We start from the raw sequence: 12,139 nt of genomic DNA on the forward strand, positions 1-12,139 counted from the left end.
GGGCTCGTCAGGCAGAAGTTGCGCCCTTATTCGGCCAGTTCGTTCGCCAGCACCAGCAGCGCCCCCATGCCCATCACGGCGCCGGGAAAGGCCCAGCCCGACTGGCGCGGCGGCGCCTGGTCGAGCGTGACCGGCTCCAGGTCGACGCCGATCTTGGGGCGGCGCGCATCGACCACCAGCGTGGCCGCATGCTCGCGCTTGAGCTGCTGCGTCAGTTCGGCCAGCGGGCCCTTGGCCAGCACCGGCGTCACCTGTCCGCCATTGCGCTCGAGCAGCGGCAGCAGCTGCGCCTGCACCTTGCTGAACCACTTGGCGCGCCAGTTCTCGCGCGCGCTGTGGCTCACCCACTTGCTGATGCGGTGCGTCATGCGCGGAGCGCAGGCCACGAGTACCCAATGGCGTGCCACGACGCTGCTGGCGTCCGGGGCCAGTTCGGCGAACTGCTCGGCCGCGTAGCCGGCGTCGTCGACGTACAGAATGACCTTTTCCATGGGTGCTCCTTCAAGTAGTTAGGCGGCCGTCAGCTCGACGACGTGGCGGCTTCGGCCGGCTTCTGGCGAGCCTGGCGCACGGCCACCCACTTGCCGACGGCCAGCACCAGCAGCGCGCCGGCAATGCCTGCTGCGTACCTGATGGTGTCGGTCTGAGGGAGCTTCGGCACCCAGGTCCAGGCCGCGGTGTTCGCCAGCGCGGGGTCGGACACAGCCATGGTGCCGGCAATCCAGCCCAGCAGCATGCCGCCGAGCGTGATGATGATCGGGAAGCGGTCCATCAGCTTGATGACCAGCTGGCTGCCCCAGACGATGATCGGAATGCTCACCAAGAGGCCGAAGATCACCAGCGGCATCTGGTGGTCCTGGCCGGCGCCTTGCGCGGCACCGGCAATGGCAATCACGTTGTCCACGCTCATCACCAGGTCGGCCACGATCACGGTCTTGACCGCGCCCCACAGCTTGTCGCTGCTCTGGATGTTGCCGTGCGCGTCGTCATGGTCGGGCGCCAGCAGCTTGATGCCGATCCACACCAGCAGTGCGGCACCGACCAGTTTCAGGAACGGAATGGCCAGCAGCGTGAGCGCGAAGAAGATCAATATGACCCGCAGCACGATGGCACCGGCCGTGCCCCAAAGGATGCCCTTGGTGCGCTGCGCGGGCGGCAGCTTGCGGCACGCCAGGGCAATGACGACGGCGTTGTCGCCACCGAGCAGGATGTCGATCATGATGATCTGACCGACCGCGACCCAGAATTCCGGGGTCATGAACTGTTCCATAGATTCCTCTTGTCTTCGCGCGGTCCGTCCATCCTAGGCTGGATGGCGCCGGTCCGGCGCATGCGTTGCATTTCGATCCATCCCGTGCAGGAATGTCGAAGCGATGGCGAAGACCGGGCGATGAAGACCGGGGATTTCTGGAACGCTTCGACCAAACCTGCGCAGGTTCAAATCGAAGGTCTTGCTCGACAGCGCGCACCCCGGAGGGCACGTGTTGCCCGACAGGCCGGAAGTGTTGTGCTTCGTATTGACGACCTGTCGATTTCCGCCGTTGTGCGCGGCGGTCGGGAGCTACTCCCCTTCGTGGGCGGGATTAAAGCATCGCAGCCCCTGTTCTGGCAACCTGAAAATTTTTGGGCGTCGAAAAGAATGCTCTCGAAGGCCGTATGAACAGGGGCTGCGGCGCTATGGGTTTTGTAGCTCCTATAACCTTCGGCTGACGTGGGACATTGCCGGACTATGATCGCCGCTCGCTGATTTTTCTCTCTTCATGGCCGCCATTCACATCACCGACATCGAGGCCGCCATCAACCATTGGCGGGAGAAAAGCCCCTCGCCCGACGGCATCACGCTGGCACCCGAATTGCGCGCGCTCGCCGAGGTCTACGCGCTCATGGTGTTCCACCACGAGGACGAGGTCGACGAGTTCGGCTTTCCCGAAAAGGCCTGGGCCGCCTGGCTCGACTGGTATCACTCCACGCCCGACACCCCCTGCATCGCCATCTGCTCCACCAGCCAGGGCGACGACCAGTGCAAGGGCTGCGGGCGCAGCTTCGACGAGGTGCAGCACTGGCCCGCCATGACGCCGGCCGAGAAGCGCGTGACCTGGCGCCGCATCACCATGGAAGACTCGGCCTGGCGCTTCAACAAGTACGCGGAGCGCGCGCGCGAGGCCGAGCCGCCGCAATGGCCCGACGATCCCGCCGAGCCCCTCGGCCCCGACGACACCCCCTGAAAGAGGCCGCCCCATGCGCCGCCTTGCCCAGGCTCCGAACCTCGCGATCGCGGCCCTGTGGGTGCATGCGCTGCGCGAGGAGGGCGTGGCGGCGACGGTGCAGCGCGAATACCTGGGCGCCGTCATGGGCCAGCTGCCGCCCGACCAGTGCCTGCCCGAAATCTGGATCGACGACGAAACGCAGTTCGAGCGCGCGCAGCAGGTGCTGCATGCGGCCCAGCATCGGCCGCAGCGCAACTGGCAGTGCGCCTGCGGCGAGCGCATCGAAGGCGGCTTCGAGCAGTGCTGGCACTGCGGCGCGATGATGCCGGTGGCCTGAGGCTACTTCCAGCGCAGGAGCTCGACGTCGATGCTGTTCGTGCCGTCGCCCAGCGTCAGCGTGTTCTCCTGGATCGTCGCCTGCAGCTGCATGCTGCGCTGCGCCAGCGCGGCCAGCGCCTGCGAGGCTTCCGTCGGCACCCGGTAGACCTGCAGGTTCTGCGGCCGCGTGAGCTTGTTCTCGATGCCGCGCCACCAGATCTCGGCGGCGTGGTTGAAGCAGTAGACGATCACCTCGTCCGCCTTGCCGCAGGCCTTGATGACGGGCTTGTCCTCGGGCTGGCCGACCTCGATCCACAGCTTGGTCTCGCCCGTGAAGTCGCGCAGCCAGACATCGGGCTCGTCCACGTTCGACAGGCCCGCGCCGAAGGCCAGCGTGCCGTCGCCGTTGCACACGTCCTGCAGCTTGTGCGCGTTGAGCGCGAGCGCGACGAGCCGGATCATCATCCGCTCGTCGGTCTCGCTCGGGTGGCGCGCCAGGGTCAGCGCATGGTCGGCGTAGTAGCCGTGGTCGATGTCGGCCACCGCGAGGGCGGCCTTGAAGATGGTGGATTTGAGGGCCATGGGTGCGCGAGTGTATGCGCCCCCACGGGCCGCGTCAGAACGCCACCGAGGCCTGCAGGTACACCGTGCGCGGCTGGCCCACGTACTTGCCGCCGTTGTTGTCGACCGAGCGGTTGTAGTAGCGGCGATCGAACAGGTTCTTGATGCCCACGGCGAGCTTCAGGTTGCTCATCGAGGGGCCGAAGTCGTACGCGGCGCGCAGGTTCATGGTGGCGTAGCCCGGAATGTTGCCGAGCCGGCCGTTCGAGTCTTCCAGCGTGATGTACTGCGCGCCGTCGTCGGGCGAGCCCGGCGAGCGCTGTTTCGATTGCGCGTACACGTCGGCATTGAAGGTCCACGGCCCGCGCTCGTAGCGCGCGCCGAGCGTGGCCACCTGGCGCGAGTAGAAGGGCAGGTCGCGGCCGGCAAAGGCCCCGGCCTTGGCGATGGCCTGCGTGTAGGTGTAGGTCGCGGACACCGACAGGCCCTTGAGCGAGTCGCTCAGGCTGCCGAGCTGGTAGCGCAGGGCCGACTCCAGGCCGCGGTGCCGCGTGGCGCCCAGGTCGGTCCACTGGCCGACGTCGCCGGTGATGGAGCGGGCCAGCAGCAGTTCCTTGTCGAAGTTGATGTTGAACAGCGTCAGCTCGCCGCTCCAGGCCTCGCCCTTGTAGTGCGTGCCGATCTCATACGTCTTGGCCTTCTCGGGGTGCAGGCCGCTGGTGGACTGTGCGAGCTGCGCGTACTGCTGCGGCCCGAACGACACGCCGGCGTTCGCGAACACCGACCAGCGCTCGTTCATGCGGTAGAGCACCGACAGTGTCGGCAGCACTTCGTTGGAGTCGATCTTCGGATAGTTCGCGCCAGTGACCCGGCCGTTCACGAGCGTGAAGACGTCGTTGTGCGAGCGGATCGATTCGTAGCGCACGCCGGGCGTGACCGTCCAATTGCCGAAGTCGATGCGGTCGTCGATGTAGAAGGCATGGGCGGTGGTGCCGCCCTTGCTGGACTGGTAGGCGGGCTGGGCGAGCGTGTAAGCGTCGAAGCCCGGGCGCGGCTGGTAGTAGCCGCTGCGCGTCGCCACCTCGGAGGCCTCTTCCTTGAGGTAGCGTGCGCCAACGCTGATCTCCTGCACCACGCTGCCCGAATCGATCAGGCGCGAGTAGCGGGGCTCGAAGGCGTAGGTCTTGTAGTTGCGCGGCGCCGAGGTCAGGCGCCGCCGGCCGGCGCTGGCGCCGGTGCCTTCCTGCTCGAGGTAGCTGCTGCGGTAGGAGTCCGTGTAGTAGGTCAGCATCTCGAACTTGTTCACGCCGTCGTCGTGCGTGTACTTGACCGAGCCGTCGGTGCGGCGTCCCGTGAATTCGTCGAAGGGGCGATCGGACTGGAAGGGGTCGGCCGCGAACTGCGCGGTGGTCAGCCCGCCCGGCATGCGGCCCTTGCCCTCGAAGTGGTGCAGCGTCACCGCGATGTCGTCGGTCTTCGACAGGCGGTAGGCGCCCTTGAGCATCAGGTCGTCGATGCTGGTGTGGTCGTTGCTCCGGCGAAAGCCGTCGCCATGCGTGCCCGAATAGAGCAGCGCCAGGCCCAGGCCGTTCTCGTTGGTGCCGCCGATGAACAGGCTGGGTGTGGTCTTGGTGCCGCCGCCATGGCCCGCGCTTTCCACGCCCACGCTCACTTCGCCCGCGAACTGCTTGGGAATAGCGCGCGTCACGAAGTTGATGATGCCGCCCACGTTCTGCGGGCCGTAGCGCACCGAGCCCGCGCCGCGCACCACGTCGACCGCCTCCAGGCTGCCGAGCGACAGCGGCGCCAGCGACAGCTGCGGCTGGCCATAGGGCGCATAGGCCAGCGGCACGCCGTCCAGCAGGATGGTCGAGCGCGGCGACAGCCGCGAGGTGAGCCCGCGCACGCCCACGTTGAGCGAGATGTCGCTGCCGCCCGTGCCGTTGCTCTCCTGCACCTGCACGCCGGGAACCTGGCGCAGCGCCTCGCGCACGCTGGTGGCGCCGCTTTCCTGGATCTGCGTGCGCTCGATGATGCTGCGCGCGCCCGGGTGCTCGAGCACCTTGGTCTCGCTGGGCGTGCCGAGCCAGTCGCCGGTGACGGTCACCGCCTCCAGCGACTTCGCGCCGGATGCGGGACCGGCCGGTTCGGCTTCGGCCGCCAGGCTCTGGAAGCTGATGGGGAACAGCGCCATGACCAGCGCGGCGCACTTCTTTTGTTTGAACAAGGCTTCTCCTCGGATATCAGTAAATCGAAAGCCGCGACGTCCCGCTCAGGAGCTCGTGCGGTTGTTGGCAAGGGCGATGTCGCGGGCCGCGGCGGCCACCGCGCGGCGCCGCCACCAGAGCCAGACCCCGCTCAGGCCCAGGCCGCCGAGCGCCAGGCCGAGCAGCACGGTGATCGCCTGGTGCACCAGCCCGCCCAGCTCGCCCGTGTGCAGCGGGTAGATCACCACCACCGCGCCGCTGCCGGCGTCCAGGTCCTGCCAGCGGCGCACCGCCAGCACCTCGCCCGTCAGCGGATGCAGCCACACCGAGCTGATGCCGTTCGGATGCGGATCGTCGGGCAGCCGGAAGCGCACGCGCATCGGTCGGTCCGGCTTGGCGGGCACCTGGGCATAGCCGATCGGCTGGCCAGGAAACACCTGCTGGGCGCGGGCGACAAGCTCGTCGAGCGAGAGCCGCGGACCTGTTGCGGGACTCTTGGGAACCACGGGCGGCTTGACCAGCTCCTGGCCCATGGCGGTGGAAATGAAGCCGCCGAGCGGCCGCCAGGCCATGTAGGCGCCCGTGAAGATCGACACTGCGATCACCAGCCCGAGCACCGCGCCGCCGATGCGGTGCAGGTCGAACAGCCCGCGCAGCAGGCCGCGGTTCAGCACGATGCGCAGCGGCGGCGGCCAGCGCGTGGGCCACCAGAGCACCAGGCCGGTGACCAGCAGGAAGAGGTAGGCCAGCGCCACGAAGGCCAGGATGCCCTTGCCCGTGTCTTCCAGCAGCAGGCTGCTGTGCAGCTCGAAGAGCAGGTTGTAGGCGCCCTCGTGCGAGCCGCGCCGGCCTTGCTCCGCGCCGGTGGCGGGGTCGAGGTAGAGCGTGCCGTCCCAGGGCCCGCGCACATACACCCAGAGCGTCTCGCGCGGGGTGCGCGGCGGGCGCAGCGTGAAGCTGGTGCCGGGGCCGAACTCGGCCAGGATGCGCTGGCGCAGCGGCTCGAGCGGCAGCGCGGCCGTTGTCGTTCCCGCATGGTCCGCGCTTCGCGCCACGAAGAGCGCGGAATGCGCGTAGCGGTCGATCGGCAAGGCCACCACCAGCACGGCGCCAAGCAGCGCCGTGAGGGCCAGGACCGGACCGAGCGAGAGGCCGACCCAGCGGTGAATCTTGAGCCAGAGGCGTCTCAGGGGGGCGCGCAGCATGGGCAACAGGGACTTCGAAAAAGCCCCGTCTGGTTGTTGGCTGGCGCGCCGCATGGGGCGCGTTGGCTGAAAAGGGGGCGTGGCACGAAGAAAACAGCCGCCCTCGGGCGGCTGCTGCATCGGCGTGCGGGGAGGCTAGATTCTACTGGCGAGCTCCGCGGCCTTGCCCACGTAGCTCGCGGGCGTCATGGCAAGCAGGCGCTCCTTTTCCGCTTCGGGAATGTCGAGCGAGCGGATCAGGCCGTGCAGCGCCTCGGCCGTCACGGTCTTGCCGCGCGTCACTTCCTTGAGCTGCTCGTAGGCGCCCTGCACGCCGAAGCGGCGCATCACGGTCTGGATCGGCTCGGCCAGCACTTCCCAGGACGCGTCGAGGTCTTCGGCCAGCGCTTCCTCGTTGAGCTCCAGCTTGCCCAGGCCCGTGGCCAGGCTCGCGTAGGCCAGCGTGGCATAGCCGAAGGCCACGCCGATGTTGCGCAGCACCGTGCTGTCGGTCAGGTCGCGCTGCCAGCGGCTGATCGGCAGCTTCTCGCTCAGGTGGCGCAGCACCGCGTTGGCCAGGCCCAGGTTGCCTTCGGCATTCTCGAAGTCGATCGGATTGACCTTGTGCGGCATGGTCGAGGAGCCGATCTCGCCCTTCTTGAGCCGCTGCTTGAAGTAGCCCAGGCTCACGTAGCCCCAGATGTCGCGCGAGAAGTCGATCAGGATGGTGTTGGCGCGCGCCACCGCGTCGAACAGCTCGGCCATGTAGTCGTGCGGCTCGATCTGGATGCTGTAGGGCTGGAAGCTCAGGCCCAGGCCGAGCGGCGCCGGCGTTTCGATGACCTTGCGGCTGAACGCCTCCCAGTCGAAGTCGGGCCAGGCGGCCAGGTGGGCGTTGTAGTTGCCCACGGCGCCGTTCATCTTGCCGAGCAGCTGCACCGAGGCGATCTGTGCGCGCGCCTTCGAGAGCCGCACCGCCACGTTGGCGATTTCCTTGCCCACGGTGGTCGGGCTGGCGGTCTGGCCGTGCGTGCGCGACAGCATCGAGACGCCGGCGAACTGGTGCGCCATTTCGCGCAGCTTGGCAATCAGCCCGTCGATGGCCGGCAGCATGACCTTCTCGCGTGCGGCCTGGATCTGCAGCGCATGGCTGGTATTGTTGATGTCTTCGCTGGTGCAGGCGAAGTGCACGAACTCGGCGGCGGCCAGCAGCTCAGGCCGGGCTTCGAACTTGGACTTGATCCAGTACTCGACCGCCTTCACGTCGTGGTTGGTGGTCTTCTCGATGTCCTTGATGGCCAGCGCGTCGGCCTCCGAGAAGTGCGAAACCAAGCCCAGCAGGTACTTGCGGGCGCCGCCCGTGAGCGGCTTGAATTCGGCAAAGCCGCAGTCCGACAGCGCGATGAACCACGCCACTTCGACCTGCACGCGCCGGTGCATGTAGCCCTGTTCGCTCATCAGCGGGCGCAAGGCCGCGAGTTTGGCCGCATAGCGGCCGTCAAGTGGGGAGAGGGCGGAAACGGTGGAGAAGCTCATTCCCCGAATTTTAGGTGGCTTGGCGCCGATGCACGTTTGCCACGGATCGGGGCCCGCTCCTTGGCCCTTCCCCTAAAATGATCATGAACAAACGTTATCAATGCAAGGGGAGAGAGCTTTCATGAAACTGATCGGATCGGCCGCCAGCCCTTATGTGCGCAAGGTGCGCGTGGTGCTGGCCGAAAAGCGTCTCGACTACCAGTTCGTGATCGAGGACGTCTGGGCGGCCGACACCACCATCGCGCACTCCAACCCCCTCGGGAAGGTGCCTTGCCTCATCATGGAAGGCGGCGACGCGATGTTCGATTCGCGCGTGATCGTCGAATACCTCGACACCCTGTCCCCCGTGGGCAAGCTGATTCCCCAGCAGGGCCGCGAGCGCGCCGAGGTCAAGACCTGGGAAGCGCTGGCCGACGGCGTCATGGACGCCGGCGTGCTCTGGCGCCTGGAAGCCACCTGGTCCGGCCGCAGCGACGGCGAGCGCAGTGCCGCCTGGATCGAGCGCCAGCGTGCCAAGGTCGAAGGCGGCATCGCCGCCATGGCCAAGGGTCTGGCCGACAAGCCCTTTTGCAGCGGCATCCACCTGAGCCTCTCGGACATCGCCGTGGGCTGCGCGCTCGGCTGGCTGGGGCTGCGCTTTCCCGAGATCGACTGGCGCCATGAGCACGCCAATCTCGCAAAGTTGTACGACAAGCTGATGCTGCGGCCCAGCTTCATCGACACCCAACCATGAAAAAAAGGCGCCTCTGGCGCCTTTTTCGTTTCAGGGCGCCGGTGTCTGCCGCGCCCCGCCCGTGCGGGAAATACAAAAATGCTGCGAGGCGCCCCGACGCGAAGGAGGGAGGGAGGGAGGAGGAGAAGAATCGCCTCGGGATTTCGACCAGGCAGACGCCCGGAAGACCTCGCAACATAAAAACTGGAAGGCATTTGCTGCCCTCGTCCGTTATGAGCACAGTGTGCCAGCCCGGTTCCCCCTCCAGTGGTAAACGTTTGTGACCGTTAGTTCAGGGCGGCAAGGCCCTCAGCCCCCGGCCGCGAGCTGGCTCTCGATGACCTTGATGAAGGCGCTCTCGTCGGGCGCCGTCATGCTGGACCAGGCCTGCACCACCTTGCCGTCCCGTCCGATCAGGTACTTGTAGAAATTCCACTTCGGCGTGGTGCCGGAGGCCAGCGCCAGCTGCTTGAACAGCGGGTTGGCATTGGCGCCGCGCACCGACGACTTCGCGAACATCGGAAACTTCACGCCGAAGGTGCTTTCGCAGAAATCGGCAATTTCCTTGTTCGAGCCCGATTCCTGCGAGAAATCGTTGGACGGGAAGCCCAGCACCACCAGCCCGCGCGGGCGGTATTTGCTGTCCAGCGCCTCCAGCCCCTTGTATTGCGGGGTAAAGCCGCAGAAGCTCGCGGTGTTCACCACCAGCACCACCTTGCCCGCGTACTGGCACAGCGATTGTGGTTTTTCGTCCTGCAGCCGCGGGAAGGTGTGTTGCAGGGTGGGTGGGCAGGCCGCAGCGGCGCCGTCAGCCGCAGCGGACGGCGCAGGAGAGGGGCTGGGAGAGGGGCTGGGAGAGGGTGCCTGGGCGGCCGCCGTGCCAGCGGCAAGGAGGCATGCGGCCAGGGCGGCAGGGATTCGCATAAGGGGGCTCCTGAAGACAAAAAGGTGTGCATTTCGCGTCATAAGACCGCGCTTATCCACACATCATCGCGCGTCTGTCATGGGTGCGCCAAACGAGCCGACTAAAATCGACGGCCTTAGAAAGACTTTGATGCTTTATCCGGAACTCTTCAGACAACTCGAATCTGTCCGCTGGGACATGGACAAGGACATTCCCTGGCAGTCATTCGATGCTTCGCTGCTGTCCGAAGAGCAGGCGCAGACCATCAAGATGAACGCCATCACCGAGTGGGCGGCGCTGCCGGCCACCGAGATGTTCCTGCGCGACAACCGCCACGATAGCGATTTTTCCGCTTTCATGTCGATCTGGTTCTTCGAGGAGCAGAAGCACTCGCTGGTGCTCATGGAGTACCTCAAGCGCTTCAGCCCCCAGCATGCGCCCACCGAGCAGGAACTGCACGAAGTGCGCTTCGACTTCGACCCGGCCCCGCCGCTCGAAACCCTGATGCTGCATTTCTGCGGCGAGATCCGCCTCAACCACTGGTACCGCCGTGCCGCCCAGTGGCACACCGAGCCGGTCATCAAGCACATCTACACCACGCTGAGCCAGGACGAGGCCCGCCACGGCGGCGCCTACCTGCGCTACATGAAGCGCGCCATGGAAAAGTTCGGCGACGAGGCGCGCGCCGCGTTCACCAAGGTGGGCGTGCTGATGGCCAGCGCGCGCCGCACCGCGCAGGCGCTGCATCCGACCAACCTGCACGTCAACAAGGCGCTGTTCCCCAACGACACCATCCAGAGCCGCATGCCCGACCCTGACTGGCTCGAGCACTGGCTCGACAAGCAGATCAAGTTCGACGCGGTCTGGGAAAGCAAGGTCGGCGAACGCATCCTGCACAACCTGAGCCTCTTGATGAACCGCAGCTTCAAGACCGTGCAGGAGCTCAACCGCTACCGCAAGGAACTGGCCGCCACGCTCGGCCCCAAGGCCGAATACCAGGGCGCATAACAGCCGCCTGTCACAAAGCCGGTGGGTCGCCCGTCTTGTGAGCATGGACGATCCCACCCTCGCCTTCGACAGCCACCGCCGTCGCCTGCAAGGCATCGCCTACCGAATGCTCGGCTCCGTCGCGGAGGCCGAGGAGGTCGTGCAGGACGCCTGGCTGCGCTGGCACGAGGCCGACAAGGCCGCCCTGGGCAGCGCCGAAGCCTGGCTGGTCACCGTCGTCACACGCCTTTCGATCGACCGGCTGCGCGCCGCGAAGGTCCAGCGCGAGCACTACATCGGCGCCTGGATGCCGGAGCCCACGCTGACCGGCGGGCCGGACACCCCGGAGCAGCTGCTCGAACGCGCCGACAGCATCTCCGTTGCCTTCCTGGCCGTGCTCGAGCGGCTGGCACCCGAGGCGCGCGCGGCCTTCCTGCTGCGCGAAGTGTTCGACGCCGGCTACGACGAGGTGGCCCGCACGCTCGGCAAGAGCGAAGCCGCCTGCCGGCAGCTGGTGCACCGCGCCAAGGCGCAGGTGCAGGAGGCCCGCCCGCGCTTCCAGGTGCCGCGCGAAACCCACCAGCGCCTGCTGCGCACCTTTGCCGAGGCGGCCGCGCGCGGCAGCCTGCAGGACCTGAAGGCGCTGATGGCGGAAGACGTGGAGCTCATCGGCGACGGCGGCGGCAAGGTGCAGAGCTTCAGCAAGGTCCTGCGCGGCAGCCAGCGGCTCGCGCAGCTGTACTTCGCGCTGTGGCGCCGCATGGGCGCCGCGGTGCGCATGGAACTGGTGGAGATCAACGGCGAGCCGGGGCTGTTGCGCTTTCTGGAGGGCCAGCTCGAATCGGCCCAGACCTTCGAGATCGAGGGCGAGCGCATCGTGCGCGTCCGCGTGCAGCGCAATCCCGACAAGCTCGCGCGCATCGCGCAGCTCTATTCGCCAAAATAATTTTCCGGCGGTGTGTCACAGGGCCGATGGCTGGCCCGTCTTCAACAGGTAGCAAGCAGATTTTTCATCTCGACCACCTGGAGTACACGCCATGAGCAACACCACCACCCCCCGCCTCACCTGGGTCAAGATCGCCCCCAAGGCCTTCCAGGCCATGATCGCCGTCAACGGCGCCATCGAATCGTCCAGCCTCGGCAAGGTGCTGATCGACCTTGTCTTTGCCCGCGTTTCGCAGATCAACGGCTGCGCCTATTGCCTCGACATGCATGTGCGCGACCTGCGCCAGCAGGGCGAGGACTGGCAGCGCATCAACAGCCTGGCCACCTGGCGCGAAGTGAGCTTCTTCAGCGAGCGCGAGCGCGCGGCCCTCGCCTGGGCTGAAACGCTGACGCGCCTGCCCGACCATCACGAAGACCGCGACGCCGAGTTCGAGGCGCTCCAGGCGCATTTCAGCGAACTCGAGATCGTCGAACTCTCGATCGCGATTGCGCAGATCAACGCGTGGAACCGCATGGGCGTGGGCATGCGCCTGCCGGTGGCGGCCAAGGCAATGCCCTGAGGCATCGGCCCGGGGCCA

13 protein-coding genes are annotated in these 12,139 nt (G+C 66.8%); 6 read left to right on the forward strand and 7 right to left on the reverse strand.

All coding sequences use genetic code 11. The features are described from left to right. Positions 1 to 26 precede the first annotated feature (26 nt). Together L1081_RS20850 and L1081_RS20855 are read right to left on the reverse strand one after the other, a co-directional pair. Entirely contained in the window at positions 27 to 491 is a 465-nt protein-coding gene (locus tag L1081_RS20850; RefSeq protein WP_489413884.1) for a hypothetical protein, read from the reverse strand. A 29-nt stretch (positions 492 to 520) separates the two neighbouring features. Then, positions 521 to 1,270, reverse strand: a complete 750-nt coding sequence (locus L1081_RS20855) for a YjbE family putative metal transport protein (RefSeq protein WP_489413885.1) — start codon at positions 1,268 to 1,270, stop codon at positions 521 to 523. A 490-nt stretch (positions 1,271 to 1,760) separates the two neighbouring features. On the opposite strand from L1081_RS20855, the gene L1081_RS20860 reads away from it, so the two are divergent. Both L1081_RS20860 and L1081_RS20865 read left to right on the forward strand, forming a co-directional pair. Further along, complete coding sequence (locus L1081_RS20860) at positions 1,761 to 2,225, forward strand: DUF3717 domain-containing protein (protein ID WP_125965383.1); 465 nt, start codon at positions 1,761 to 1,763, stop codon at positions 2,223 to 2,225. A 13-nt stretch (positions 2,226 to 2,238) separates the two neighbouring features. Next, entirely contained in the window at positions 2,239 to 2,544 is a 306-nt protein-coding gene (locus L1081_RS20865; RefSeq protein ID WP_489413886.1) for a putative signal transducing protein, read from the forward strand. A gap of 2 nt (positions 2,545 to 2,546) precedes the next feature. Here the strand turns inward: L1081_RS20865 and L1081_RS20870 are convergent, their stop codons facing one another. From L1081_RS20870 to purB, 4 genes are all read right to left on the reverse strand, one after another. Continuing rightward, positions 2,547 to 3,107, reverse strand: a complete 561-nt coding sequence (locus tag L1081_RS20870) for a YaeQ family protein (protein WP_412512059.1) — start codon at positions 3,105 to 3,107, stop codon at positions 2,547 to 2,549. 34 nt (positions 3,108 to 3,141) lie between these two features. Beyond that, complete coding sequence (locus L1081_RS20875; RefSeq protein ID WP_489416819.1) at positions 3,142 to 5,280, reverse strand: TonB-dependent siderophore receptor; 2,139 nt, start codon at positions 5,278 to 5,280, stop codon at positions 3,142 to 3,144. Positions 5,281 to 5,358: 78 nt separating this feature from the next. Then, the gene (locus L1081_RS20880) at positions 5,359 to 6,498 is read right to left on the reverse strand and encodes a PepSY domain-containing protein (RefSeq protein WP_489413887.1); all 1,140 of its coding nucleotides are present in this window, start codon (positions 6,496 to 6,498) and stop codon (positions 5,359 to 5,361) included. A gap of 135 nt (positions 6,499 to 6,633) precedes the next feature. Then, complete coding sequence (purB, locus tag L1081_RS20885) at positions 6,634 to 8,013, reverse strand: adenylosuccinate lyase (protein ID WP_124959115.1); 1,380 nt, start codon at positions 8,011 to 8,013, stop codon at positions 6,634 to 6,636. Positions 8,014 to 8,134: 121 nt separating this feature from the next. Between purB and L1081_RS20890 the strand changes: the two genes are divergently transcribed. Then, positions 8,135 to 8,746: a glutathione S-transferase N-terminal domain-containing protein gene (locus L1081_RS20890; RefSeq protein ID WP_145739142.1), complete on the forward strand. Its 612-nt coding sequence runs from the start codon at positions 8,135 to 8,137 to the stop codon at positions 8,744 to 8,746. Between the two features lie 288 nt (positions 8,747 to 9,034). Here the strand turns inward: L1081_RS20890 and L1081_RS20895 are convergent, their stop codons facing one another. Then, positions 9,035 to 9,649 carry a glutathione peroxidase gene (locus tag L1081_RS20895; protein ID WP_489413888.1) on the reverse strand — a complete coding sequence of 205 codons (615 nt, stop codon included), beginning with the start codon at positions 9,647 to 9,649 and terminating at the stop codon, positions 9,035 to 9,037. 130 nt (positions 9,650 to 9,779) lie between these two features. On the opposite strand from L1081_RS20895, the gene L1081_RS20900 reads away from it, so the two are divergent. The 3 genes from L1081_RS20900 to L1081_RS20910 all read left to right on the forward strand — a co-directional run bounded on the left by L1081_RS20900 (position 9,780) and on the right by L1081_RS20910 (position 12,121). Beyond that, entirely contained in the window at positions 9,780 to 10,637 is an 858-nt protein-coding gene (locus L1081_RS20900; RefSeq protein WP_489413889.1) for a ferritin family protein, read from the forward strand. A 43-nt stretch (positions 10,638 to 10,680) separates the two neighbouring features. After that, on the forward strand, positions 10,681 to 11,562 hold the full coding sequence (locus L1081_RS20905; RefSeq protein ID WP_489413890.1) for an RNA polymerase sigma-70 factor: 882 nt from the start codon (positions 10,681 to 10,683) through the stop codon (positions 11,560 to 11,562). A 91-nt stretch (positions 11,563 to 11,653) separates the two neighbouring features. Next, complete coding sequence (locus tag L1081_RS20910; RefSeq protein WP_489413891.1) at positions 11,654 to 12,121, forward strand: carboxymuconolactone decarboxylase family protein; 468 nt, start codon at positions 11,654 to 11,656, stop codon at positions 12,119 to 12,121. Positions 12,122 to 12,139 lie beyond the last annotated feature (18 nt).

This window comes from Variovorax sp. MSC1_012 (assembly GCF_023667525.1).
Classification (GTDB): domain Bacteria; phylum Pseudomonadota; class Gammaproteobacteria; order Burkholderiales; family Burkholderiaceae_C; genus Variovorax; species Variovorax beijingensis_B.